Origin of the sequence: Mycetocola sp. CAN_C7 (assembly GCF_015752285.1) — a bacterium.
In the GTDB taxonomy this organism is placed as follows: domain Bacteria; phylum Actinomycetota; class Actinomycetes; order Actinomycetales; family Microbacteriaceae; genus Mycetocola_A.
The window spans coordinates 85233-109499 of the sequence record NZ_JADOUY010000007.1 but is presented as its reverse complement, the minus strand read 5'-3'; the positions used below and the strand labels follow the sequence as shown (position 1 = coordinate 109499).

General features: G+C 61.1%; 26 protein-coding genes. 11 read left to right on the top strand and 15 right to left on the bottom strand.

Features of this window, described 5'->3' with window-relative positions; genetic code table 11:
• Positions 1–784: MmyB family transcriptional regulator (locus tag IWX78_RS14790; protein WP_196834396.1), on the top strand; the 784-nt coding region annotated here is incomplete at its 5' end.
• Positions 785–980: 196 nt separating this feature from the next.
• Here IWX78_RS14790 and IWX78_RS14785 read toward each other — a convergent pair.
• From IWX78_RS14785 to IWX78_RS14755, 7 genes are all read right to left on the bottom strand, one after another.
• The gene (locus IWX78_RS14785; RefSeq protein ID WP_196834395.1) at positions 981–1466 is read right to left on the bottom strand and encodes a GNAT family N-acetyltransferase; all 486 of its coding nucleotides are present in this window, start codon (positions 1464–1466) and stop codon (positions 981–983) included.
• 204 nt (positions 1467–1670) lie between these two features.
• Positions 1671–2348 carry a DNA-3-methyladenine glycosylase family protein gene (locus IWX78_RS14780; RefSeq protein WP_196834394.1) on the bottom strand — a complete coding sequence of 226 codons (678 nt, stop codon included), beginning with the start codon at positions 2346–2348 and terminating at the stop codon, positions 1671–1673.
• A gap of 26 nt (positions 2349–2374) precedes the next feature.
• Complete coding sequence (locus IWX78_RS14775) at positions 2375–4054, bottom strand: FAD-dependent oxidoreductase (RefSeq protein ID WP_196834393.1); 1680 nt, start codon at positions 4052–4054, stop codon at positions 2375–2377.
• Positions 4051–5130 (bottom strand): transporter, encoded by a 1080-nt coding sequence (locus IWX78_RS14770; RefSeq protein ID WP_196834392.1) that lies wholly within the window; start codon positions 5128–5130, stop codon positions 4051–4053. Before IWX78_RS14770 ends, IWX78_RS14775 begins: the two co-directional genes overlap by 4 nt.
• Entirely contained in the window at positions 5127–6053 is a 927-nt protein-coding gene (locus IWX78_RS14765) for an alpha/beta fold hydrolase (RefSeq protein WP_196834391.1), read from the bottom strand. The genes IWX78_RS14770 and IWX78_RS14765 overlap by 4 nt, the downstream gene beginning before the upstream one ends.
• On the bottom strand, positions 6050–6424 hold the full coding sequence (locus IWX78_RS14760; protein ID WP_196834390.1) for a cupin domain-containing protein: 375 nt from the start codon (positions 6422–6424) through the stop codon (positions 6050–6052). The genes IWX78_RS14765 and IWX78_RS14760 overlap by 4 nt, the downstream gene beginning before the upstream one ends.
• A gap of 40 nt (positions 6425–6464) precedes the next feature.
• Entirely contained in the window at positions 6465–7259 is a 795-nt protein-coding gene (locus IWX78_RS14755; protein WP_334684765.1) for an alpha/beta fold hydrolase, read from the bottom strand.
• Positions 7260–7525: 266 nt separating this feature from the next.
• Between IWX78_RS14755 and IWX78_RS14750 the strand changes: the two genes are divergently transcribed.
• The 3 genes from IWX78_RS14750 (at position 7526) to IWX78_RS14740 (ending at position 10195) form a co-directional block, all read left to right on the top strand.
• Positions 7526–8371, top strand: coding sequence for an alpha/beta fold hydrolase (locus tag IWX78_RS14750; RefSeq protein ID WP_196834389.1), 846 nt, complete (start codon positions 7526–7528; stop codon positions 8369–8371).
• A 136-nt stretch (positions 8372–8507) separates the two neighbouring features.
• On the top strand, positions 8508–9215 hold the full coding sequence (locus tag IWX78_RS14745; protein ID WP_196834388.1) for an alpha/beta fold hydrolase: 708 nt from the start codon (positions 8508–8510) through the stop codon (positions 9213–9215).
• Positions 9216–9517: 302 nt separating this feature from the next.
• Positions 9518–10195, top strand: a complete 678-nt coding sequence (locus IWX78_RS14740) for a response regulator transcription factor (RefSeq protein ID WP_334684764.1) — start codon at positions 9518–9520, stop codon at positions 10193–10195.
• Positions 10196–10321: 126 nt separating this feature from the next.
• Here IWX78_RS14740 and IWX78_RS14735 read toward each other — a convergent pair whose 3' ends face one another.
• The 8 genes from IWX78_RS14735 to IWX78_RS14700 form a co-directional block, all read right to left on the bottom strand.
• Entirely contained in the window at positions 10322–10654 is a 333-nt protein-coding gene (locus IWX78_RS14735) for a UBP-type zinc finger domain-containing protein (RefSeq protein WP_196834387.1), read from the bottom strand.
• Between the two features lie 311 nt (positions 10655–10965).
• Positions 10966–11532 (bottom strand): NADPH-dependent FMN reductase, encoded by a 567-nt coding sequence (locus IWX78_RS14730; RefSeq protein ID WP_196834386.1) that lies wholly within the window; start codon positions 11530–11532, stop codon positions 10966–10968.
• A gap of 215 nt (positions 11533–11747) precedes the next feature.
• Positions 11748–12122, bottom strand: coding sequence for a nuclear transport factor 2 family protein (locus IWX78_RS14725; protein ID WP_196834385.1), 375 nt, complete (start codon positions 12120–12122; stop codon positions 11748–11750).
• A gap of 187 nt (positions 12123–12309) precedes the next feature.
• On the bottom strand, positions 12310–14523 hold the full coding sequence (locus IWX78_RS14720; protein WP_196834384.1) for a GAF domain-containing sensor histidine kinase: 2214 nt from the start codon (positions 14521–14523) through the stop codon (positions 12310–12312).
• A gap of 36 nt (positions 14524–14559) precedes the next feature.
• Positions 14560–14778: a hypothetical protein gene (locus IWX78_RS14715; protein WP_196834383.1), complete on the bottom strand. Its 219-nt coding sequence runs from the start codon at positions 14776–14778 to the stop codon at positions 14560–14562.
• Positions 14779–14929: 151 nt separating this feature from the next.
• On the bottom strand, positions 14930–15166 hold the full coding sequence (locus IWX78_RS14710; protein WP_196834382.1) for a hypothetical protein: 237 nt from the start codon (positions 15164–15166) through the stop codon (positions 14930–14932).
• 299 nt (positions 15167–15465) lie between these two features.
• Entirely contained in the window at positions 15466–16431 is a 966-nt protein-coding gene (locus tag IWX78_RS14705) for a cation diffusion facilitator family transporter (RefSeq protein WP_334684768.1), read from the bottom strand.
• A 68-nt stretch (positions 16432–16499) separates the two neighbouring features.
• Complete coding sequence (locus IWX78_RS14700) at positions 16500–16865, bottom strand: ArsR/SmtB family transcription factor (protein ID WP_196834408.1); 366 nt, start codon at positions 16863–16865, stop codon at positions 16500–16502.
• 327 nt (positions 16866–17192) lie between these two features.
• Between IWX78_RS14700 and IWX78_RS14695 the strand changes: the two genes are divergently transcribed.
• The 7 genes from IWX78_RS14695 (at position 17193) to IWX78_RS14665 (ending at position 24176) form a co-directional block, all read left to right on the top strand.
• A complete protein-coding gene (locus tag IWX78_RS14695) occupies positions 17193–17549 on the top strand; it encodes a hypothetical protein (protein ID WP_196834381.1) in 357 nt (118 codons plus the stop codon).
• Between the two features lie 88 nt (positions 17550–17637).
• Positions 17638–18222, top strand: coding sequence for a DUF305 domain-containing protein (locus tag IWX78_RS14690; RefSeq protein WP_196834380.1), 585 nt, complete (start codon positions 17638–17640; stop codon positions 18220–18222).
• A gap of 317 nt (positions 18223–18539) precedes the next feature.
• A complete protein-coding gene (locus IWX78_RS14685; RefSeq protein WP_196834379.1) occupies positions 18540–19256 on the top strand; it encodes a M23 family metallopeptidase in 717 nt (238 codons plus the stop codon).
• A 278-nt stretch (positions 19257–19534) separates the two neighbouring features.
• On the top strand, positions 19535–20566 hold the full coding sequence (locus IWX78_RS14680; RefSeq protein WP_196834378.1) for a LacI family DNA-binding transcriptional regulator: 1032 nt from the start codon (positions 19535–19537) through the stop codon (positions 20564–20566).
• Entirely contained in the window at positions 20563–21531 is a 969-nt protein-coding gene (locus IWX78_RS14675) for an ABC transporter permease (RefSeq protein ID WP_196834377.1), read from the top strand. Before IWX78_RS14680 ends, IWX78_RS14675 begins: the two co-directional genes overlap by 4 nt.
• A 7-nt stretch (positions 21532–21538) precedes the next feature.
• On the top strand, positions 21539–22519 hold the full coding sequence (locus IWX78_RS14670) for a carbohydrate ABC transporter permease (protein WP_196834376.1): 981 nt from the start codon (positions 21539–21541) through the stop codon (positions 22517–22519).
• Positions 22520–22562: 43 nt separating this feature from the next.
• A complete protein-coding gene (locus IWX78_RS14665; RefSeq protein ID WP_196834375.1) occupies positions 22563–24176 on the top strand; it encodes an extracellular solute-binding protein in 1614 nt (537 codons plus the stop codon).
• Positions 24177–24267 lie beyond the last annotated feature (91 nt).

The following is a 24267-nucleotide window of genomic DNA, read 5'->3' as shown; positions in this document are numbered from 1 at the left end:
TGATCGGTTCTCACTGACCATCCCACGATGGCTCACCACGTCGACAATCCGACGCTCAGAACCCCGGAAACCACACCACCCCAGGGGACGTCACCGGCTTGCTGGGATCAGCGGGGAGTACTACCTGCGTCTCGAACAAGGCCGCGACCAGCATCCATCCGACTCGGTTCTCGCCGGACTTGCCCGCGCATTGCTCCTGGATGAAGCTGCAACCGCATACTTGTTCGAGTTGGCGCGGCCTCAGCCCCGTGGGCCATCAAAGCGAACGGAGAACGTCACGGAGAGCTTGCAGCAGCTCTTAGACATCTGGGGAGAGACACCCGCTTATGTGCAAGGCAACACTTTCGATGTGCTCGCCTCAAATGCGCTTGCTCGAGCACTCACGTCGATCTTCGCGCCTGGGACCAATTTGGTGCGGGCGGCGTTCCTCGACCCGGAGGTGAAGAAGCTCTGGCGAGACTGGCCTGAAATGACAGCCGGCACCGTCGCGGGCCTGAGAGCTCAGGCCGCAACTGGGCGAGACGACCCGCAACTCGCAGAACTCATCTCGGAAATGACCGCGCGCAGCGAAGATTTCGCGCGTCTCTGGGCTCTTCATGACGTTCGGCCCAAGAGAGCAGGACGCTCGTTGATCATCCATCCAGTTGCCGGTGAACTCGACTTGCGCTACGAGAAGCTGGCGGTCAACTCGCCGTCTGCAAACCAGCTCGTTGTGATTTACCACGCTGAACCGGGAAGCGCGACAGAAGCAAACCTAGCGCTTTTGCGCTCCCGATTAGCATGACCGCACGGCTCACGAGCTTCGTCCGACGCGAGCCGGTGCCGCATCACGTTACCTTCGGATTATGCGCCTGGCGCTCAATCCGATTTCACCATGTCTTATCTGGTGACTCCCACCGGGGGTGGCTGCCGTCGCTGCCGACACTCAGTTCGACCTTCTCGAAAATGTGACGAACGCGACCTCTTGGCAGCGCGCTTGGTTAAGCCAGGCGCTTCTCAAAGCAGTGAGAAAAGGGGATGGCGGTTGCGTATGGCTCGTAAAGTGGGATGGGCAGATAACCGGATTTCAGATAGAGGGACAGCGCTTCGGGCTGCGCGTTTCCAGTTTGAACTATGACACGCGAGGCCCCGCCGCGCCTCGCGATGTCCTCGATCTCCGCCATCAGCAAGAGCTCCACCCCTTTGCCGCGTTCGCTTTTGAGAACCACGACGCGCTTAATTTCCCACTCGCCGTTCAGGGACCGAAGCGCTGCATGGCCGACCGGCCCAGTTTCATCCGAGATCGCGATGACGGTTGCTAGCACGTCATCCGGGCTCACTTTCAAAGCGTCGAGAGCAGCGTCTCGGTTGGGACTTGATTGCAGATGGCTTGCGTACCTCCGGTGAATATCTTCCTGCAGCACCTCTCGGAGCGCTGCAGCTCGATCGTCCTCCCACGGGACGGCTACTACGTTTACTTTTGCCATCGGGCCCTTCGCTGACACGAGCAGCTTCCTATTGGTCACAATCGTGACCGATTAACATCAGCATAATATCGGTGGCGACATGTCCGGCGCGGGTGAAGCCAAGATGGCACCGTGGGTCAGAGCGCCCCACAGTTCCTCGACGTCGCGTTCGCCAAATGCCCGCACTGGCGCCCAGTGATGAGGCCTTCGATTTGGGAGGCTATGTCACGCTTCGTCGTGCTGCTCAACGGCCTCGGCTTTGGAACCGGGTTCGGAGAGGGAGCGCCAGAGAAGTGCGGCCGCGTAGGTTCGGTAGGGCTTCCACACTTCGGCGCGGGCGCGTACTTCGTCTATCGTGGGGACCTCGAGGAGTGAGTCGAGTTTGCGCACTGCAGCCCGGATACCGAGATCACCGGCGGGCAGGATATCGCTCCTTCTGAGTTGGTGGATGAGGAACATCTCTGCGCTCCAGGGCCCGATACCCTTAATCTGTGTGAGCGACTCTTCGGCCTTCCCGTCGCTGACACCCTCCAGCCTTTCTATGTCGAGTTTGCCGGAGTCCACGGCTTCCGCAAGAGCTTGGATGTACATGGCTTTCGAGTGTGATGTACCAATGGCCTTCAACTGTTGGACATCGAGCCGTAAGACTGTTTCGGGTGTTAGCGGACCCCCGGTGGCGGTGACGAGTCGATCGAAGAGGACGAGCGCGACTCTAGTGGCGATCTGTTGGGCGAGGATGTGCATGACCATGCCGGCGAAGTTGCTGTCTGCGGTGCGGCCACCGTCTGGGAAGTGGAAAGGGTCTGGGGTTCCCACCCGTTCGATGATGTCCGCGAAGCGTGGGTCCAGTTGGCAGAGCTTTGCGTAGGTCCGCTCAATGTCCAGGTCTGCTTTGACGTTCAAGTTTCGGCTCCTTCCTGGCTCGCCGGTCACATCCGGGCGTGGATGGCTTGGTGTACTGACGACACGGCGCTGGCGCCTTCCCCGACTGCTGCCGAGACCCGCTTCATGGACCCGCGCCGGACGTCCCCTGCCGCAAAGACGCCGGGAGCTGAAGTCTCGAAGGGTAGAGGCATGCGTCCCGATGTCGACGCGGCTTGGAAAGTGCCTGCGTCGATTGTGACGTCAGTGACGATGAACTCGTGACTATCGACCGCGATGCCGGTGAGCCACTGGGTCGCGGGGGTGGCGCCGATGAAACAGAACAGCGCACCGTAATCCTTCTTCCGGTGTTGACCGGTGATGTTGTTCGTTAGCGTCACCTCCTGCAGCGTTTCTCCTCCGCCTATTGCGGTGACTTCGGTGCAGGTGAGCACTCGAATTTTGTGGTGAGAGAGGAGCCGTTCGACGAGGTAGTTCGACATGCCGGCGCCGATCTCGGGTCCGCGGATAACGACGTCGACGCGGCACTTGTGGCCTGCCAAGAAAAGGGCCGCCTGACCGGCGGAATTTGCGCCTCCGACAATGACGACAGGTTTCCCCGCGCAGGCTGTCGCCTCCAGCTTGGTCGCGCCGAAGAAGATCCCTGCTCGTTCAAACCTTTTCCAGCCTGGGATGGGCAGAGTGCTGTAGTGCGCGCCAGTGGCGACGATGACCGCCTTCGCTTGCAACCCGCTGCCGTCTTCTAACCGAAGCATTGACAGGGGCTCGTCTGCGTCTAAGCCAACGACCTGGCAAGGGGCGTAAATGTGTGCGCCAAATTTCAACGCTTGGATGCATGCTTTGCTCGTGAGGTCCATGCCGCTGATGCCATTCGGGAACCCCAGGTAATTTTCGATTCGGGAGCTGGCGGCGGCTTGACCTCCCGGGCTGACAGCATCCAACAGCACAGTTGTCAGCCCTTCGGAGGAGGCGCAAACAGCTGCCGCCATACCTGCTGGACCCGCCCCAACGACCACGAGATCGACTGGCTTGTCGCTCGGCCGGTACGCCAAGCCGAGACGCTCAGCGAGCCGTGCGGGGGTCGCTCTGTAGAGCGCGCCGCCCGGCACGAACACCACCGGCAGCTGGTCATGCGTGACACCCGTGGCCCGCATCAGAGCGATTCCTGCCACGGAGTCCTGATCGAACCAAACATGGGGCAGGTCGAACCGTTCAGCGAACGCACGAAGAGTCAAGGAGCCGGAGGAAGAGGTATTACCGAGAATCTCCATCGTGTGTGCGGCGACGCTCTTTATTAACTCGCGGCGAGCTTGGAAAGCTTCGAGGAGGATCTCTGAAAGTTCGCCGTCTTCGGCCATCAGCTTCCGGAACCCGGCGGGCGGGATTCGGGTAATGATTCCGTTGACTGCGACTCGGGCGATGAGATGCGAGAACTGGCCTGTGAGGAGGCTTAGTTCGCCGAGAAACCTCCCTGTGGTGTGGCGAGTGATGAACACCTCAGGTGAGTCCGCAGTACGAGCGGTGAGAATGTCAATAGCTCCTTGGTCGACCAGCACGAGGTCCGAGACGGGTTCCCCAGCTCGGTAGATGAGGTCTCCCACGCTGATGGGTTGACGAACGCCGTAGCGTCTCATCCGCTTGAGGTGCTCGCGACTGAGGATCGGATAGGCCCGGTCGTCTCTGGTCGGAGCGGCGTCTCCCGCCTGGGTCGGTGTTGTCTCGCTCATCGATGCAACTCAATCCCGGGATTCGGCGACGCTTCCTCACGGAGTGGTGGTCTGGTCCCCGTGGTCCGCTGAGCGGCATCATCCGCTCGTTGAAGGGTCTGCTCGGCCCGGTGGATACCACGATGGACCGAACTGACGAGGAAGAGGGAGCGGATAGCAATCGCAACGATAAGTGCCGAGACACAGCCAGCGAGGGCGAACGCGACGACCTCCCACCCGGGGAATGCCGCCATCTCCGTCCACTCAATTGCGTACGCTCCCGCGGATGCTGCGGGAAAAGTGAAAGACCACCAGCCCAAGGAGAACGGTAAGCGCCGGTAGATGCCTAAAAGGAACAACTGCACCACCGCCATTAGCGCCAGGAGACCGAGCAGGCTGGCTGCGACGACGTCCTCGTGGCGGCCATTCATCGCGAACCATGCCGCGCCTGCTACGGCGGGAGGTGCGAGGAGGACTGCGAGCGTCGGCGTGAGAGGGTCAGGGAGCGGCGGAAAGAAGGCAAGCCGGGACAGCAGAACGGTGACCAGCACCGCCCAGAAAAATACCCCGACGGCGAAGGCTCCAACGGCGACCAACGGGAAGCCGAGTCGAGCCGCAACTGCGGATGCGACCAAGGGGGAGGCGACGGTCGGAAGCAGGTACGCGCCATGGAAGGCCTCGGGGTTCAGGTGTCCGGTGTGCCAGAACGCGAGGATCCACCCAGCGAATACGACCGCGGCCAGGAACGCGACAAGTGCAAGGATGAATCCGCCACTAGGCCAGATGAGGTAGAGCTCCGCCCCCAGCAGCATTCCGACCGTCGGCACAATGGCCGCTATCGGACCCTGCGCGGGATGCTTGAGCTGAGAAAGCAATGTCTCGGGGCTGTGGGCCCCGCGAACGAGATGCGCTGTAATGAGCCAAACCCAAGTGACACCCGCGACCGTCCAGAGCACGGCCGGGACCGCAACGGACAATTCAAAGGCGGCGGTCATCACCGACCACAAAGATGCCAAGCCCGTTATCCCAAAGCTGATTGCCAGCGTGTTGAGGGGGATGCGCGGTGTGGCTCGTTTGGTGGGCGTGCGCTCGGTCATGTCCGTTCTCGCTTTGCTAGCAGCTCAGCCTCGAGAACCGCGTCGGCAAACGCCTCCGGCTTCTCTTGGGGCAGATTGTGTCCTGCGCCCAGCACGATGTGGTGCCGGTGGGTGCCGACAAAATGCTGGGCGTATCCGTGACCGGCTGTAGCCGGGAAGTTCCCGTCGGCACCTCCGTCCAAGGTGACCGTCGGTACGCCGATGGGGGGAGAGGATTCGAGGCGGCGTTCAAGTGCGCCGTACAGTGGGTGCCCTAGCGCCAGCCCAAGCCGGTGCCGGTACGAATGGATGACCACATCGACGTAAGCGGGGTTCTCGAACGCTGCCGCCGCGAGGTCTAGATCTGCTTCGGTGAAGGCCCACTCTGGTGAGTTTCGCTCCCAGACGATCCTGGCGATCTCCCGGCGATTCGCTTCCAGCCCTGCACGGCCGCGTTCGGTTGCAAAGTAGAAGAAATACCACAGTCCCGCCTCCGTTACCGGCGACAGCGGCTTCGCGGATGCGGCAATGTTCTGGATGAGATAGCCGGTGACGGAAACCAGTGCGACGCAGCGCTCCGGCCACAAAGCGGCAGCGACGCACGCCGCACGTCCGCCCCAGTCGAATCCCGCGAAGACCGCGTGGTCGATTGCCAGCACGTCCATCAGCTCGATGACGTCGGCACCCACAGCGGCTTGCTGTCCGGACCGCCCCGCGTCATCCAAACTTATTGTTCCGCCGTGACCCCGGAGATAGGGGATGATGATGCGTCGGTTCTTTTCTGCGAGTAGAGACGCGACGGGGCCGTAGCTGTGGATTCCGTAAGGCCACCCGTGAAGAAGGATCACCGTGTCGCCATCTTTTGGTCCGATGTCAATATAAGACACATCAAGTGGGCCGGTCACCGCATGTTGAAGCGGGATACCGTCTAGCGGGTTTTTCATTGTGCTGCGGGTTCTTTGACGAACGATGCGACTGGCGCGTCTACTTCCACGATGTAGCAGGAGAGCATGCGACCGGTGTCCGGGCCGAGGTCGAGGGCGTTGTGCGGGGTTCCCGGCTCGATGAGGAAGCCGTCTCCTGCCTCGAGGATGAGGGTCGGCTTGTCCTGGATGCGCATCTGCACTCGGCCTGTGAGGAGGTATCCGACTTCCTCTCCGGGGTGGGTGTGCCAGCCCGATTCGACGCCAACCGGAATCTCAGTGAGCACCTGCACGATGTCTCGCCCTGGAATCGACGAGCTGCTGTGTTGAATCTCTGTCCGTTTGAGGGACTTCGCGAGGTCATCGGCCGGGTGGGTGATGTTCTTCGTCATGAAACTGCCTTTGATTGGTTTGATGGTGATATCGCGAGTGTCAGCTGATGAGGAACTCAAGAAGGTCGTTGTTGAACTCCTGCTCATGCGGACCGGTCAGCCCATGGGGAGCGCCCGGGTAGACCTTCAAGGTCGCGTTTGGAACGATTGTCGAAGAGTTCAAAGCGGATGCTTGAATCGGCACGATTTGGTCGTCATCGCCGTGCAGAATCAGCGTGGGCACGTCGATCTTCTTCAGGTCCTCGGTGAGGTCTGTTTCGGAGAATGCTTGGATGCAGTCGTATGCACCCTTGACGCCAACGGTCATGGACATGAGCCAGAACGCCTCCCGAGCGCCCTCTGAGACGGACGACTGTTCCCGGTTGGCGCCGTAGAACGGGTAGGCCAGGTCTCGGTAGAACTGTGACCGGTCAAACACCACATTTGCGCGCAGTTCGTCGAACGTCTCGATTGGCAACCCTTCCGGGTTGGCTTCAGTTCTCAGCATCAGCGGAGGTATCGCACCCAGCAGGACGACTTTCGAGACGCGACTCGTCCCGTGTCGACCGATGTAGCGGGTAACCTCACCGCCGCCGGTTGAGTGACCGACGAGTACAGCATCATGAAGGTCGAGAGATTCAATCACTGCCGCGAGGTCGTCCGCATAATGGTCGAGATCGTTCCCGTCCCACGGCTGGCCGGATCGACCTCCTCCGCGCCTATCGTGGGCGATGGCCCGGAAGCCGTGATAGGCGACGAACCTCGCTGACCCGTCCCACGCGTCTGCGGTGAGCGGCCAACCATGACTGAAGACGACAGGTTGGCCAGACCCCCAATCTTTGAAGTAAATGTCCACTCCGTCCGGTGTGGTGACTCTTGGCATCGTGTTCTCCCCATTCGGTTGGCCCTCTGCGACAGGCCTCGCTCGAAGGCCGAGCAGCCCTCGTGGATCCAGATGGTGCGACCAGGTCACGCCTTCCGGACTGCCTGCTCATTCTGGAACGCTTAGCGCTGGGGCGACTGTGGGGTTTTCCGGAAGAATCTTCCGGACGGCCGGAGGTCGGCTAACTCTCCGGAGGTGCAATCTCTAGAGAGAAGGTCGTTTCAAGCAAAGGAGTCGCTATGGGCATGATCACCGTCGGTGAAGAGAACTCGACACCGGTCGAGCTGTACTACGAAGACCAGGGGAGCGGCCGGCCGGTAGTCCTACTTTCCGGGTGGCCGTTCGATGCCCGGTCATGGGAGCCGCAACTGCATCCGCTGCTCGAAGCCGGCTACCGCGTGATCAGCATCGACCGGCGAGGATTCGGCCGGTCCAGCGCACCCACTCAGGGTTACGACTTCGACACGCTGAGCGCTGATGTAGACGTGCTTCTACGAACGTTGAATGTCAGGGACGCCACTCTCGTCGGGTTCTCGTTAGGAACCGGAGAGGTCGCAAGATATATCGGCCGATTCGGAACAGAACGGCTGCGCAGCGTTGTCCTCATCGAGAGTCTCACGCCAACGTTCGCGCAGGGTCCGGACAATCCTACGGGTGTCGACGAGGCGGGCGTCAAGGGCGTGCAACAGGCCATCATCGAGGATCGATTCGCGTGGCTGACCGTCATGATGGGAAACTTTCTCAACCTGGACGACTACCAAGGAACGCGCGTCAGCGAAGACACTGTCAAGTTTCTGTGGTCCACCGGCGCCGAGGCGTCTCCGTACGCCACGTGGGCCTGCCCCCAGACCTGGCTGGAAGACTTCCAAGCCGACCTCGGTCGCTTCGACGTTCCCGCCCTCCTCATTCACGGCACCGCCGACCGGATCCTCTCCATAGACGGGCAGGGGCAGCGTGCCCACGACGCGCTGCCGGCGGCCCGTTACGTCGAGATCGAGGGCGGGCCGCATATCAACCCGGTTACCCACACTGCGGAAGTGAATCAGGAACTCCTTCGATTCCTTGGGGACACCGCGTCGCAGTAGATTCGCGATGACCCGGACCGCGGCCGGGAACCTGGAGCTCTGCAATACGTTGACTCGGTTCTCCCTGTGGATCCGCGGCACACGAAGCAACACACTTTTCAATCTTCGAAAACCCACGAAACCGAATGGAACCAAGATGGTCACTGTCATCCTCGTTCACGGCGCATTCGCCGATTCCGACAGTTGGAACGGCGTAATCAAACCACTCAGCGATGATGGTTACCGTGTCATCGCGTACGCCAACCCCCTCCGCAGCATCGCTACGGACGCTGCGGAGTTGGTCGATCTCATCAGAACACTTGACGGTCCGATCTTGCTTGTAGGGCACTCGTACGGCGGAGCTGTGATGACAGCCGTCGACCCCTCGGCCGGTGACATCATCGGCGCTGTCTACGTCGCAGGGTTTGCACTGGAACCCGGCGAGAGCCCCGCGACAGCATCGGCCCTTGCCCCCGGATCCACTCTTGCAGACACTCTGGTCGAGGTCCCGCTTCAATCGGGAGGTGTGGACCTGTACATCGAGCCGGGCAAGTACTGGAAGCAGTTCTGCGCGGACCTTCCCGAAGAACGGGCAGCGTCGATGTCCGTCACACAGCGCCCCGTGACTGGCGCCGGCTTGAATGAGCCGCTCAGTGGCGCGGCAATCTGGCAGTTCGTCCCCAGCTACTTCATCTTCGGCGAAAATGACCGCAACATCCCCTCTGGCGCGCACCAGGCAATGGCGAAGCGCGCTGGTGCGCGCAAAACCGTCGAGGTTTCTGGAGCATCCCACGTTGTAGGGATCTCACGTTCGGCCGAGGTCGTCGACCTTGTGAGGGAAGCGATCGAGTCGTCGGTCAGCTGATCAGGGTCTGAGCTCCTCCTGACGGTAGGTCCTCCATAGCGAAACCATGAGTTCGGACAGGTACTGACGTCATCGGATCGACGCGCGGTGCCGATGGGGTCGAACAGCATCGATGGATGCGGGCAGGGATCCTCGAGCTGACTACCGAAAAGCGCGCTGGTGACGTGCCGGCAGCGGATCCCGTGATCCCCTTGACCCGCCCCGCGACTCGCGTCACACTCTGGTGATGGGGGCTTCTGCATTGGTTCAGACGACGATGACAAGTTCCGCTGGTCGCGCCGTGCTTCAGGCTGACTAAGCCCATGGACTCTTCGCCATCTCGGCCCGTGCGCGTTTGTGTAGGTGAAGATGACACGCTCCTGCGACAGGGAGTCGTTCGCGTGCTCGCCGACGCTGGACTCGAGGTGGTTGCGGAAGCCGCAGACGCGGCAGAGCTGCTCAGAATCACCCTGGCATACCGCCCCGATGTGGCTGTTATTGACATTCAAATGCCGCCCCATCATGGTGATGACGGCCTCAAGGCTGCGATAGAACTGCGGCGGCGCATCCCAGAGATGGGGGTAGTGGTGCTGACTCAGCATGATGATCCCGAGTACGCGTTAGCGCTGATCAGTGACCGCGCTGAGGGTGCGGGATATCTCCTCAAGGAGCGCGTCGGGGACATCCACGAATTCACCGAGGCAGTCATTCGCGTAGCGCACGGCGGTAGCGCTCTCGACCCCACCATCGTCGCTCAAATGATTCGCCCCCGCCGAGTCCCGGAAGAGCTCGCACTTCTCACCGACCGCGAACTCGCCGTGCTAAGAACGATGGCCGAAGGCAAATCGAACTTCGGGATCGCACGAACCCTTCTCATCAGCAATGCGGCGGTCGAAAAGCACGTCACGTCCATCTTCCGCAAGCTGGAGCTTGCCGCCGAGCCATCCGGCCACCGCCGCGTCCAAGCTGTTCTGCGCTTCTTCACTACCCAGCGGTCATAGAAATAATTCGTCTCGGAGACATTTGTCCAGTCGGGAGGTGAGCTGACAAGCCATACGCCAGCATCGAACGATATGGTGGCTCCCGGTGCCGTTGTTGCGCTGATTTCACGGATGCAGTTGGGATAGCTAGTTGGCGGGGACGCGTCCTTCCGGACCGGGCACGGTCTGCCCGAGCGGGTAGTGGTGGGGCGTGATGAGCTGTACCCCGCGCGCGTACTCCTGCGCCGAATAGTCCCAGAACCAGTCTTCACCGGGTTCGTAGCTCTGGATGATCGGGTGGCCGGTGGCCGCGAAGTGCTTGGTCGCGTGCTGCGATGGCGAGTTGTCGCAACATCCGACGTGCCCACATTGGGCGCATCGCCGCAAGTGCAGCCACCATCCACCGTCCCGCGTGCATTCGACGCAGCCCGGACCGCTGGGGGGCACGTCAGGGTCTATTCCAAGACTCGGCTCGTTCATCGCTTAGCTCGCAATCGGCTGAGGGGCGGCGGTTCGACGGGATGGGCGTTGGCAGTTCGGTAGGCGAGAGCGGCATGCTTTGGAGCGCCGAAGCTTGCTCCCTCCCCGATAGGGACCGCGGCGAGGTGTGCCAGACATTCCTCGACGAGACCAGGAGATAGTCCATTTTGAGTTCGTCTGGTCAGCCGTATCGTCAGGCGCAATGTGTCCGCATGTTTTGACAGGGACCATGTACCGGTGAACTCGGCATCCGCTCAGCGGTCCCGGCTCAGCATGCGGGAGTCGCGCCACATCGGCGCGCTGTTCTTCGTTCATGACGTCACTCGTCCTTGCAGAATTTCGGTGAGTTTGGCGAGTTCGTCCAGTAATTTGCCGAGGATCGCCACCTCCTTGTTCTGAGGGACGAATACGCCTTCAACAAATCGAGGCGAGGATAGGAGAGAGATCTCTACCTCCGCTCCTGCCCGGACGATTCCCAACATCGCGAGCACCGGCTCCAGTGCGGTGACGCCTCTCGTGCCGGCCGACACTCCGCCGTAACTGACGACGCCAGCAGGTTTCCGCCACCATTCGACGGCGAGGTAGTCGAGGGCGTTCTTCAGCGCCGGGGAATACGAGTGGTTGTACTCGGGAGTGACAAGTATGAATCCGTCCGCAGCCGAGACGCGAACGCTCCAATCCGTGGTGTGCTGGTGGGTGTATGCCTGCATTCGCGGGTGGTTCGGTTCATCCATCAGCGGCAATCCGAGCTCACCGAGGTCGACAAAGTCGATCTCGAATCGACCATCGGTCCGAGCGATCTTCTCTACCCATCTGCCAATAGGGAGGCCGACCCGTCCCGGTCGGACGCTTCCGACGATGATCATGATGTTTGTCATGAAAGTGTCCCTGTTCTGGTTCTGCGTGAAAAGCCCTAGGGGACCGCTCATGCACGTTCCTTTGCCCGTTGCTCTGTGTACTTAGCCTGCGGTCCCGTGGTCGGCAGCGTGATGCGGTCGACCAGACAACATTTACGGAAAACCCCCGCAACAGATCCTGGAAGTAGGTATGGCTGGGAATCGCTCGTTCGAAACCTTCGTGCAGGATATTGCCCCTATTCGCTGACCTGATGCCAGTGACTGATGCGCCCATCGCGGATTCGTAGGTAGGAGAACGCCAGGACGTGACCCTGAGTGCCGTGAAGTTTCAGTTGAATTACGCATTCGGCTAATACGAAGTCCTCTCCTGTCGCCAGCGAAACGATGGTGGTTTGCCATTCTTCAAACGGTTCGCGCATGGAGGCGACCATCTCAATGACGTCGGAGCGTCCTTGAGCCTCTCGCGAGAGGGATGGGCGAAATACGACTGGGTGTTCCAAATATCTTGAAGGGTCACCACCCTCGTTCAGTGTGTCGAAGTAAGAGCGAACCAACATCTCCATCGCTAATCGGTCGAGGCCGGTCCTTACATAACCGTCGAAAAGATCCATGGTCTTGCCGATGTATTCATCGTTCTCTCGTTCTATCGGTGGGAGCTCATACGGGCTGCGGGAGCGTTGGCTTGTTTTGTTGCGTAGGGCTTTGCGGCCACGACGATGCCTTCGATCATGATGACGAATCCGGGCAAAACGTGGGGGTCGGCGGGGCAAAACTCCCAATCGGATGTATTCCGGACGCTTACCGGGTTCCGGACCCCCCGCCGGCAGGGGCCTCCCCAGGTCTAAACGGCAGATGGGCGGTGATCGTGGTCCCGCTGGGTGGCAAGCTGTGAACCGTCAGCGTTCCGCCGAGCGTCTGTACCCGGTCCTCCAGCCCGATCAAGCCGGAACCTTTGGTCGGGTCTGCACCCCCGATACCGTCGTCGGTGACCGTCACAGTAAGTGAATCGCCGGTCGTGGTGATTGTGATTTCCGTCGTGGTCGCCTGCGCGTACTTCGCCGTGTTGGCGAGAGCCTCCGACATGACGTAATACGCGGCGACCTCGACATTGTCCGGGTGTCGCGAAGGCTGCGGTAAGTTCAGCGTGACAGGGATGGTGGACCGTCGCGCGAGCGAACGAGCCGCAGGTATTAGCCCGCCCACCGATAGAATTGCCGGGTGTAATCCCCGGGATAGCTCGCGGAGTCCGTCGAGCGCCGCGAGGAGATCGTCGGCAATTTTCGATACGCGGGAGCGGGATTCGGTATCCGCTGGAAGTTCCCGCTCCACACCCCGCAGATCCCTTGAGATCGAAACGAGGCGTTGTTGAATACCGTCGTGAAGGTCTCGTTCGAATTTGCGTCGTGTTTGATCGGCGGTTTGGACGATACGAGCGCGGGACTCAGTTAATTCCAACCGGGATTTCATATTGCCGATCGCCGTCGCAATAAGTTCCGCAAATTGGCCGAGGCGGGCCTCCGTCTCTGGCGGTAGCCGACCCGAAGCCGTGGTCACCACTACGATGGCTCCCCAAAGTCGGTTCTCCACAAACACCGGTCCGGCGAGTGACTCTGTAAGTCCCATTTGAACGGCGAGTTCTGCGAAGAGACCCGCACCCCCTTCGAAACCGTGCTGCCGGGCGGGGCGGTGGGTACGCCAGACGTAGTCACCGGGATTATCACCTTCGAACGGGAGCGTTTGGCCGATGAACTGATCCAGCTGTGGATCGCCCCAGGCGGCGAGGATAGTTGCGAGTTCGTCGTTCTCGTATCTGATGATCACGGATCCCGCTACACGATGCAAGAGACCTAGTTCGCGGACGATTGTGGGAAGAATAACGTCCCATTCCTCACGTGCAACAACCGTCGCCACGCGCCTTAGCGCCGCCTGTTCGTCGGCAAGGATCTGCAGAGAGGTGCGCGCCTCGAAGTTGGACAGAGCCACCCCGACCAGGTCAGCGAACTTGACCATCCGGTCCTCGGTTTCGTCGGGTAGCGGTTCCGTTGCAACCGATCCGACGACCAGCACACCCCATAGTCGCCCGGCAGTGCGGATCGGGGCACCTACCGCCGAACGTATCCCGAATCCACGTTTGAGAGCGTCAAGCTGACCTACGGCGGAACTGTAGTCTTCTACTCGCGCTGGCAATCCGGTTGCTCTAATTCGGCCGGTAAGGATATTCCCTTGAGTGCTGAATGGCTCGCCGACCGCGATACCGCTCTCCACCCGGCCCCAGCTCCCCACAGACGTGGCCATCTCGTCGTCGTCGAATCGCAGCAATTGCGTGCCTGACACGTGAGTCACGCATCCAAGTTGTTCTGCGACCGCATGGAACAAATCATCGGCTGGGCTTTCGCGTGCAACCAGCTCGGCGACGCGCAACAGCGCTGCCTGTTCGGCGATGAGCTGCTCCATCTCAGCTTGGGTGCGACTGTTTGTGAGCACAGAGCCAACCAATTCGTCAAAACCGCAAAGCCGCATTTCCGTGTCGGCTGGCAAGGAAACGTCACCGACCGAGTGGACGACCGTCGCTCCCCACACCTCGCCGCCGAGCAGGATCGGAACTCCGACGGAAGATGTGATGCCGAACTTGTTGCCCCGTCTTTCCGCGTCCAAGGTCGCGGGTCCAAGAGCGAAATCTTGACGTACCGGCTTTTGCGTGCGCAAAACCTCTCGGGCTAATTGGTCATCATCGAGTAACCGGTGATCAAGGTCGATGATCTCCGCATCCTGCGCGGCCCAGACGGCGAAAGCTGCCGTCCTACCTCCACGGGCGAAGCGCAGGATCTCGAGAAAGTCGGCTTCAACTGCGTCTGCAACATGCAGCGCGGCTGTCTGCAGTACTACCCGAGGCGACGCCCCCTCCGCCACTAGCGCGGCAGCCACCCGCAAGGCAGCTAGCTCACCTTCGATACCGTTCACACGGGACTCATCCATCACATTGGCTCCGGGTTCACGGTGCACCACCAGCACACCTCCGTTGGGTGAAGCCGCGGCTGCTTGACATGCTTACTTGGTGACAAGCGCGGCGAGTTTTGGTAGATCTTCTGCACCAATAACGGCGCGCTCGGTGACAGCTTTCACCGTCGGTCCGTGACCGTCGAAGGCGGCCCGGAAGAGGTCCATGTCGATCAACTGCAGTTTGCTGAGATGCTCGGCGTTCTCGGGGGTGATTGCTGAGCCGAGCGACTGTAATGCTCGGCTGGAAGCAGTGCCGCTGCGCAGCATGTCTACGAGGGCCTGGATGTCGACGTGCTCCGCGACTGCGAGGTCGAGCAGGTCGCCACGGCAATAGCTCGAGCGATAGGCCCGCCTTGGTTGCCAAGGCCGATCCAGCCTATGACGGGTTTTTCTGACATGGTCTATATCCTTTCGAGCGCTAGTCGAGAGCGCGCTCGCTGATCTGCCACAGGCGATCAGCATTGTCTTCGTCGAGAGCGTAGTTCGCGACTTTGGTCGAGAAGACCGTGAGGTCTTCCGGACGGTGGTCGGTCACCTCAGCCTCCTGGTTGTCGTTGAAGTATCGTCCGCTGACTCCGTCGAGAAGAGGGGAGGTAGCGAGAAGGATCGTTGTCGCAGCTCCCTGTTCTGCGGTCTTCTGCTGATTCCTGACCAAAAGACGAACGCTAACTTTTCTCCGCTACTACTCCATGCGTGTGGGGCGGCATGGCGGTCTCTCGAGGCTCATCGTTCGCGCTCCTTGATGTCCGTATCGACGCTCGACAATTCCCATTGCATCAGCTGCGACCCCTCAGCGAATCTATGAAGCACCCCAGTTGCAACGTCGTCCGGCAGCGACAACTTGCGGGTGAGTCACCAGTCTTTCCCTGAACGTCGCTTTAGCTATGTCCGACGAGTGTCAATCTCGAACAGCGCGGGTCTATCCTCGGGTGGCAGATTACTGGCGATGCGAAGTCAGCGTGAGGGCGATGCCGTGACGGGGTCGGTGGACACGGTACCGATGGTCATGTCGTCGAGGTTGGGCAGCGCCTTCACCAGACGGTGTTCGGCCTCGTGAACGATTTCCTCCACGTGCGCCAAGGACGTGTCTGCGACCCTGAGGACCGCCGAACCCTGGAGGCGGTGGCCGACCCAGCGCAGTTGCAGTCTCTGAACCGCGAGCACCCCGGGAGCAGCGGTGAGGGCCGACTGTGCGCGATCGACGAGTTCGGGTTCGATTCCGTCCATGAGGCGACGTCCGATGCTTCGGACGGTGCCCCAGAGGAGGACGATGATCGCGACTGAGATGAGGAGGCCGACGATCGGGTCGGCGAGGGGGAACCCGAGCATGACGCCGATCGCGCCGAGCACCACGGCGAGCGAGGTGAATCCGTCGGTGCGGGCGTGCACGCCGTCCGCGACGAGCGCAGCCGACCCGATTCTCTGCCCGGTTCGGATGCGATAGATCGCGACGGCCTCGTTGCCAAGGAACCCGATCACCCCGGCGGCGAGCACCCACCACAGGTTCTGCAGGGGTTGCGGGTTGACGAGGCGATCAAGGGATTGCCAGGCAACGAGGACCGCGGACAGGGCGACGACGGCGACGATGAACAGACCGGCGAGGTCTTCGGCGCGCCCGTAGCCGAAGGTGTACCGACGGTTGGCGACCCGGCGACCGAGCACGAATGCAATCCACAGCGGGACCGCCGTCAGGGCGTCAGAGAAGTTGTGGATCGTGTCAGCGAGCAATGCAACGGAGCCGCTGATCAGGACCACGCCGAGTTGGAGCACCGTGGTGATGAGGAGGATGAACAGGCTGATCTTCAGCGCCCGTACGCCTTCTTTGCTCGCTTCGAGCGCGTCATCGATGGAGTCGGCTGCGTCGTGACTGTGCGGCACGAACAAGCCGTAGATGAACCCTCTGATTCCGGCCGGGTGCACACGGCCGTCCGGGCCGTGCCGATGGCCGTGTTCGTGCTCGTGCGGGCTGGTAGAGCGGGCAGGGATGCTCACTGGGTCACCTCACCCGCGGGGTGGTGGTGGCGGGGCGTGTTTCCGAGCGAGTGTTCGGCCTGGAAGATGGCGTCAGAGACGAGCTGACTCGCGTGCTCGTTCTCGAGCCGGTAGAACACTCGCTGGGCGTCCTGACGAGTGGCCACGATCCGGGCGAGCCGTAATTTAGCCAGGTGCTGCGATACGGCCGCCGGCGACTTGTCGACGATGTCCGCCAAATGGTTCACGGACAGCTCGCCGCCGCGCAGTGCCAGGATGATCCGTACCCGTGTCGCGTCGGCCAGCATCGCGAAGACCTCCACGGCCAGCTCGACGAACTGGCTGTCAGGCTCGCGCCCACATATCTGCTTATCTGCATCCATGCGCAGATTATTGCACACTTGATCAGAGGGCTCGATAAACAAGGCATCATGACGTGGCTCCAGGTGGAGACCGTCGAGTCCCTTGCTGACCGGGGCGGCAACGGCGACCTCGTCGCCACACACCGAACGCTCAGACGGCACCGATGCGCTGTCAGGTACGCTTATAGATAACGAATAGGTAACGGCGACGGGCAAGACACTTGAGAGGGCGGCACTGTGACTTTCTCGCTCAGCCCGGATGCTGCCGATCGAGCCGATCTCAAGAGAATCCTCACGGTTGCGCTCGTACTCTGTTCGGTGCTGATCGGTTTCCTGGCCCTGCATTCCATGAGTGGAGTTCACGGATTCGCGGCGCTGACCACGTCGACATCGACGTCGCATACTCACACAGGGAGTTCCGATGCACACCCGCCAACTGTGACGGCGCATCAGGCTGCGGACGTCGACGGCAATGCAGCCGCGCAGAGCCTGACCTGCGACCAACATTGCGCCATGGACTGTGCGCTGATGGCGATGCTCTGCGTCATGCTCCTCGTCATCACGGCGCTCGTGCTCCTCGCCAAATATCCAGCCCTTCACCATAGGCTGCTCGAAGCTGGTCGTCGCGCCCTTCGGGCGGTCGCTGTGGCGCGGCAGCACGTCTACCTTCCCTCGCTCACCCTTCTTTCCGTCAGTCGCACCTAGAACCGGACACCGGTCCCTTTCTGCCCACGTAGGCGTCTTCGACGGTCGTGAGGCATTCCAGTGTGTACGACGTGAACGGAAAGAAACGATGATCAAACCACGCAAGTACCTCGCAGCAGCAACGGCTCTGGTGGCCGCTCTCACGTTGAGCGCATGCTCTGCGGGCGGAAGCAGCGATACGACAAGTTCCAACGCCCCGAGCGAGTCTGCGGAACTGAAGTTCAACGACGCGGACATCACGTTCGCGCAGATGATGATCCCGCACCACGAGCAGGCCATCGAGATGAGCGACATGATCCTGGCGAAGGACGGGATCGACGATCAGGTCAGTAATCTCGCGACCCAGATCAAGAACGCACAAGGTCCTGAGATCACCCACCTCCACGAATGGCTCGACGCCTGGGGAGCAGACGCCGGCATGGGAGGTATGGATCACGGGACGGACGGAATGATGTCCGACGAAGACATGACAGCCCTCGAAGACGCGTCCGGTGCTGAAGCCACAACGCTGTTCCTGGAACAAATGATCAGGCACCATGAAGGTGCGATCGCGATGGCTGAAACAGAGATCGGCGAAGGCACCAACCCCGACGCAGTCGATCTGGCCGAAGCAATCGTCTCCACGCAGTCAGAGGAGATCGCCGTCATGGGAAACCTTCTCGGTTCCCTTTAGCCGCCGCGACTCGGGCACGTGCGCGTGCTCAATGGGGAGTCTCCTCTGCTCCCCACGGGTGGGGTCGTACCCCTGCGTCCCCACCCACTCAACTTCCGCCTTCGGGCGCTCACCCTCAGGACCCCATGAACTCCGAATTCAATTCACCCACGCCTGCAACACCCCAGTTCCCCACCCGGCGAACGAGCAGACTCATCACATCGACGAGATCGCCGACTCCATCCCAGAAGCCGAGCGGTAATACTCGGCCCAGGTCGTCGCGGCAAGATTCCGGACCTCGCACGTGGGCGGATCGCCGTCGCCGTATCCGCGCCACTTTGACTCTCGGTCTGATCGTGCCCGGGCTCATGGGGACGATGGCGCTTCCCGCTTTCGCGACGCCCGGTGATGAACCCGCCCAGGTGAACGCTCTGCTCAGTGCCGAAAGTCAAAGCTTCACCGTCAACTCTGCCGTCGTTCGCGACCACGTCATTCGAGACACCTACTCCGCAACGACCCAGGAAGAGCTCGATGCGGCGGAGCGTGCGGCAGCAGCAGCAGCAGCGGCAGCGGCAGCAGCTGCGAGGGCCGCAGCCAACGCCGCCGCCGAAACCGATACCGACACAGGCCCCATATCGGGCTCCTGGCTGCGACCGGTGTCCGGACCCATATCGTCGCCATATGGACCCCGCGGAACGATCTGCAACTCGGCGGGATGTTCGAACGGTTTCCACGACGGTGTTGATTTCAGCAACACCTGCGGGACCCCCGTCCGTGCAGTGTCGGCCGGACGGGTGACATTCGTGGGCAATGCCGGCGCATATGGGAACCGGGTGATCGTGGACCACGGCGGCGGTGTGGAATCGATCTACGGTCATCTCCAGTCAGGGTCCTTCCGAGTTTCCGTCGGAGACAGCATCACCGGTGGAACTCCTGTCGCAAGTGTCGGGGCGACCGGAGTAGTGACTGGATGTCACCTGGACCTGAAGATTCGGATCGGTGGGTCGTTCACCAACCCGTCGCCGTTCCTCCGCGCCCGCGGCGTCTCGATGTAACGAATGCGGATGTCGAGAAAACGGATGCTCCGCTCCGGCGACGGAAGGCTCCTCCCTCGCCATGCCGGGCTCGGTCACCGGTCAGCTGCGTGGGCTTGTGACCTGATGAAGGTCTTCGCACGTCGTGCATGACAACGAGTGCAGCGGCGAGCCGGGGGCCGTCACCGGCGAAATGAACCACTTTCCTGATTCCGTGAATACGTTGTTGACGTGCGGAGTCGGACGGGTTACTCTGATCAAGTTATACGAATAACCAACTTACGAAGAGGTGAGAAAACATGGCACGCAAGAGCAACACTCCGACGATGTGGGAGGTAGCCGAGCGTGCCGGCGTTTCGCAGGCGACCGTTTCCCTCGTCCTCAACAACGTTGGTGGGAGCCGCGTCGCTGAAGCGACAAAGTCTCGGGTGCTCGACGCAGTCGAAGAACTCGGTTTCCGGACCAACGCCTTCGCGAAATCGCTTCGGAGCGGCAAGTCGGGGATGATCGGTTTCATCTCGGACGAAGTCGCCAGCGCCCCATTCGCCGGCAAACTGTTGAAGGGCAGCCAGCTCTGCGCGTGGGAGTCCGGGAACGTCATTCTCAGCGTCGACACCTTCAACGAACCCGAGCTCGAAGCCGCAGCGATCGACATGATGCTTTCCTACCGGGTTCAAGGCGTCGTCTATGCGTCCATGTACCACCGCGTCCTCGATGTTCCGACGGCGCTCGCTGGCATCCCGACAGTGGTCGTGAACGCGCAGGATCGCGCGGGCCTGGTGTCGAGCGTCTTTCCAGACGAGGAGTTGGGTGGGTACACCGCCGCCAGGCATCTCCTCGAGGCCGGGCACACGCGCATCGGGATGATCAACATCCAGGATCCTGAAAGTGACCTGCCGGCCGGTATCGGCCGTCTCGCCGGCTACCGTCGAGCGCTCCGGGAGGCGGGCATCGAAACGACCCCCCGCCTCATTCGCTATGGTTCCGGAATCGTCGAGGATGGCTTCGACCTGACGCGAGAACTGATGAACGAGGACGAGCGGCCGACGGCGATTTTCTGCGGCAACGACCGCACGGCCTGGGGCGCGTACCGTGCCCTGGAGTCTCTCGGTCTGCGCGCTCCGGACGATTGCTCAATCGTCGGCTTCGACAACCAGGACACCCTCGCGCCCTACCTCGACCCCGGTTTGACCACCGTCGCATTGCCTTACGAACAGATGGCCCGCCGGGCCGTCGAGTTACTTCTCAGTGCTGAGAAGCCCACCCAGAACCCCATCGAATGTTCACTGGTCCTTCGGGGATCAGTGGCGAGTGCAAAGGTGCCCGCATGACCACAGAAACCCCGTCACGCATCCTCTTCCCAGGGAAGCCTGCCTCGAAGCCAGGGCGGGTTCGCTCGCACCTGCGGCGTGCTCTCCATTCATGGCAGTTATACGTATTACTAACTCCAGCGGTCGCGTACATCGTCCTGTTCAAATACTGGCCGATGTACGGCGCGCAGATCGCCTTCCGCGACTACAACCCTGCCGACGGATTCGCTGGCAGCCCGTGGGTCGGTCTCGTACACTTCATTCGATTCATCGAGTCATTCCAGTTCGAACGGCTGATGGTGAACACCCTCACCGTGAACGCCCTGGGCTTGCTTCTCGCATTCCCGGTGCCGATCGTCCTCGCGCTCATCGTGAATCAACTGCAGAGCGAGCGGTTCAAGAAGCTCACCCAGACCGTGCTCTACTCGCCGTCGTTCATCTCGGTGGTCGTCGTGGTCGGCATGATCCACCTGCTGTTCTCCCCGAGATCCGGCATCGTCAATAACGCCATTGTCACGTTCGGAGGCGATCCGATCTTCTTCATGGGGTCACCAGACTGGTTCCGACCGCTGTATATCGGATCTGATATCTGGCAGACCGCCGGATTCTCGATGATCGTCTACCTCGCGGCGCTCACCGCCATCGATCCAGCGCTGCACGAGGCCGCCCGAGTCGACGGGGCAAACAAATGGCAGCGGATCCGGCACATCGACATCCCGGGAATCATGCCGGTGATCACGATCCTGTTCATCCTCGCGATCGGTAACCTTTTCAACCTCGGTTTCGAGAAGGTGCTCCTGATGCAGACCGACCTCAACCTGCCGACCTCGGAGGTCATCCAGACGTATGTCTACAAGGCGGGATTGCAACAAGCGCAGTTCAGCTACTCAGCCGCAATTGGGCTGTTCAATTCCCTAATCAACCTCGTTCTGCTGCTGACCTTCAACTGGGTCGCACGCCGTTCGGGCCAATCGAGCCTTTGGTGATGACGCCATGACCCACACACTCCCCACCACGCCAGCGCGACTCGTCGAGTCGTCACCCTCAGACAATCGCCTGTTGCCGCCGCGGCCCAGAAAACGGGGCCGGTTCGGTGATCGTTTCGCCGACCCGCTGTTCAACACAATCGCGATCGGCGCGCTGGTCCTGGCCATGGCCGCGATCATCTACCCGATGTACTTCATCGTCATCGCCTCGTTCAGCGAACCGACCGAGATCCTGAACGGGAACGTCTGGTTGTGGCCGCAGGGCTTCACCATCGAGGGCTACACGAGGATCTTTTCCGATTCCACCATCCTCCGTGGGTTCGGAAACTCCGTAATGTACACCGTGCTCGGAACAATCATCAGCGTGGCGACCATCCTGTGCGCCGCATACGCGTTGTCACGAAAAGACCTCTACGGGCGTACGTTCTTCATGCTCCTGTTCATCATCACGATGTTCATCGATGGCGGACTGATCGCCCGCTACCTCGTGGTTCGCGACCTGGGCATGCTCGATACCATCTGGGCAGTGGTGCTGCCCGGCGCCGTCGGGGTCTGGAACCTCATCATCGCCCGAGCCTTTTTCGAGAACAACGTTCCGGGGGAACTCCGTGACGCGGCACAGATGGACGGGGCCAGCGACTTCCGGTTCTTCTTCAGTATCGTGCTCCCGTTGTCGAAGCCGCTGATCTTCCTCATGATCATGATCCATCTGGTCGCGAACTGGAATGCGTTCTTCGACGCTCTCATCTTCCTCGACGATGAAAGCAAGTATCCGCTCCAGTTGGTGCTCCGCAACGTGCTCATCCAGTCCGAAGTGACCTCCGCAGGAGGAACAGGTGCACTCGATTCATACGCTGCAGCGCAACGCCTGGGCGAGCTGATGAAGTACGGCATGATCGTCATTTCCACGATCCCGTTGCTGATCATTCTTCCCTTCATGCAGAAGCACTTCACCAAGGGTGCCCTGCTCGGCGCCGTCAAAAGCTGACCCCATCCCTCCACCACACCTCGACAATCAAAGGACAAGACACATGAGACACCGCCGTTTCTATACCGCCACCGCCATTGCCATCGCAGGCAGTGTCCTCCTCGCCGGCTGCGCCGGGGGAGGGGATGCCAAGAAAATCGAAGACAAGTCAGCCGATTTCGGGTTCAACAACGAAGGCCTCCCGATCGTCGACGACACCCTCGCCCTGACCTTTGGCGGCACGAAGTCGCCGCTTGCTCCTGACTACTCAGAGATGGAACTCGTTCAGCAATGGGAGAAGGACACGAACATCGCCATCACCTGGAAGAACGTCCCCGAGCAGGTGTATGCCGAGAAGAAGAACCTCATGCTCGCCAGCGACGAGCTCCCCGACGTGCTCTACAACACGGGCTTGACCGATGCTGAGATCGTTCAGAACGGGAGCAACGGCACCCTTCTTCCGCTCGAAGATCTCATCAAGGAGCACGCGCCGATTCTTTCCGGCATTCTCAAGGATCGTCCTGACATCCGGGCCGCTATCACGGCATCCGATGGCCACATCTACACCCTCCCGTCCGTCGAAGAGTTGGGCCTCGTGCAGTATCCCAACTTCCTGTACATCAACACGTCCTGGCTCGATGCGCTTGGCCTGCCGATGCCGTCGACGATCGAGGAGTACCGGGCCGCGCTGGAGGCCTTCGGAACACAGGACCCGAACGGAAATGGCAAGGCGGATGAGATCCCGCTGTCATTCCGGACGGATTCATTCTGCGCGAACCCCAACGACCTCATCGCCGCACTCGGTGGTCAGCCTGAGAACAACGACCACCGCATCGTGCGCGATGACACCGTCGAATTCACTGCGAACACCGATGGTTACAAAGCTGGCGTCGACGCGCTGGGAGACTGGTACGCCGATGGTCTGATCGACCCGGAATCCTTCTCTCAGGATGACGTCGCCTACTTGTCGAAGGGAAAGTCGGCGACCCCCGTCCTCGGTTCGTTCTTCTGGTGGGAACTGAAGGAGATGGTCGGTGACGACAGGGTCGACGATTATGAGATGGTCGGCATCCTCGAAGGCGTCGACGGCGAGAAACTGGCGAGCGTCGCCAACAATCAGGAGATCGGTCGTGGAGCGATGGCGATCACTCGCGCCAACGAGTATCCGTCCGCAACCATGCGCTGGGCCGACCGGCTGTTCGACCCGGTGATGTCCGCACAGGTCAACTGGGGACCGATCGGCGTGACTCTCGAAGAGGACGAAAACGGAATCCTCCAGCAGGTCCCGGCAGCCGCGGGGGAGTCCGAGGGCGAACGTCGTCAGAAGGTCGCCCCTAACGGTCCGAAGATCACCACTCAGAAGGATTTCGAGACCGTGGTCGCACCTGAGCCACGCGCCAAGGAACGGCAGGACCTCGTCGCCGAGTACTACGCACCACATAAAGCGAACGATGCTTACCCGCCGGTGCTGCTGTCCAACGACGAACTCGAGCAGGTGTCCTTCGCCGCCACCGACATCAACACCCTCGTGAAGGAGAAGTTTGCGTCCTGGATCGTGAATGGCTCCGTCAACGACGAGTGGGGCGGGTACATCTCCCAGCTCGAGTCGATGGGCGTCGATGATGTCATCGCCACCTACCAGAGCGCGTACGACCGCTTCCAGCAGGGCGGCAAGTAGCCGGCAGCCGGTGCAGGAGGTCACGCCTCCTGCACCGGCTCCCTCAGCCGGGCACAAATGCCCGGCTGCCCACCAACCCGATACACCAGGA

Coding starts and splice junctions, on each gene's coding strand:
- IWX78_RS14740 (WP_334684764.1), top strand. CDS start 9,518: ATGGACTCTTCGCCATCTCGGCCCGTGCGCGTTTGTGTAGGTGAAGAT.
- IWX78_RS14735 (WP_196834387.1), bottom strand. CDS start 10,654: ATGAACGAGCCGAGTCTTGGAATAGACCCTGACGTGCCCCCCAGCGGT.
- IWX78_RS14770 (WP_196834392.1), bottom strand. CDS start 5,130: ATGACCGAGCGCACGCCCACCAAACGAGCCACACCGCGCATCCCCCTC.
- IWX78_RS14695 (WP_196834381.1), top strand. CDS start 17,193: ATGAGTGGAGTTCACGGATTCGCGGCGCTGACCACGTCGACATCGACG.
- IWX78_RS14690 (WP_196834380.1), top strand. CDS start 17,638: ATGATCAAACCACGCAAGTACCTCGCAGCAGCAACGGCTCTGGTGGCC.
- IWX78_RS14785 (WP_196834395.1), bottom strand. CDS start 1,466: ATGGCAAAAGTAAACGTAGTAGCCGTCCCGTGGGAGGACGATCGAGCT.
- IWX78_RS14730 (WP_196834386.1), bottom strand. CDS start 11,532: ATGACAAACATCATGATCATCGTCGGAAGCGTCCGACCGGGACGGGTC.
- IWX78_RS14700 (WP_196834408.1), bottom strand. CDS start 16,865: ATGGATGCAGATAAGCAGATATGTGGGCGCGAGCCTGACAGCCAGTTC.
- IWX78_RS14775 (WP_196834393.1), bottom strand. CDS start 4,054: ATGAGCGAGACAACACCGACCCAGGCGGGAGACGCCGCTCCGACCAGA.
- IWX78_RS14745 (WP_196834388.1), top strand. CDS start 8,508: ATGGTCACTGTCATCCTCGTTCACGGCGCATTCGCCGATTCCGACAGT.
- IWX78_RS14680 (WP_196834378.1), top strand. CDS start 19,535: ATGGCACGCAAGAGCAACACTCCGACGATGTGGGAGGTAGCCGAGCGT.
- IWX78_RS14750 (WP_196834389.1), top strand. CDS start 7,526: ATGGGCATGATCACCGTCGGTGAAGAGAACTCGACACCGGTCGAGCTG.
- IWX78_RS14665 (WP_196834375.1), top strand. CDS start 22,563: ATGAGACACCGCCGTTTCTATACCGCCACCGCCATTGCCATCGCAGGC.
- IWX78_RS14765 (WP_196834391.1), bottom strand. CDS start 6,053: ATGAAAAACCCGCTAGACGGTATCCCGCTTCAACATGCGGTGACCGGC.
- IWX78_RS14715 (WP_196834383.1), bottom strand. CDS start 14,778: ATGCTGCGCAGCGGCACTGCTTCCAGCCGAGCATTACAGTCGCTCGGC.
- IWX78_RS14670 (WP_196834376.1), top strand. CDS start 21,539: ATGACCCACACACTCCCCACCACGCCAGCGCGACTCGTCGAGTCGTCA.
- IWX78_RS14760 (WP_196834390.1), bottom strand. CDS start 6,424: ATGACGAAGAACATCACCCACCCGGCCGATGACCTCGCGAAGTCCCTC.
- IWX78_RS14725 (WP_196834385.1), bottom strand. CDS start 12,122: ATGGATCTTTTCGACGGTTATGTAAGGACCGGCCTCGACCGATTAGCG.
- IWX78_RS14675 (WP_196834377.1), top strand. CDS start 20,563: ATGACCACAGAAACCCCGTCACGCATCCTCTTCCCAGGGAAGCCTGCC.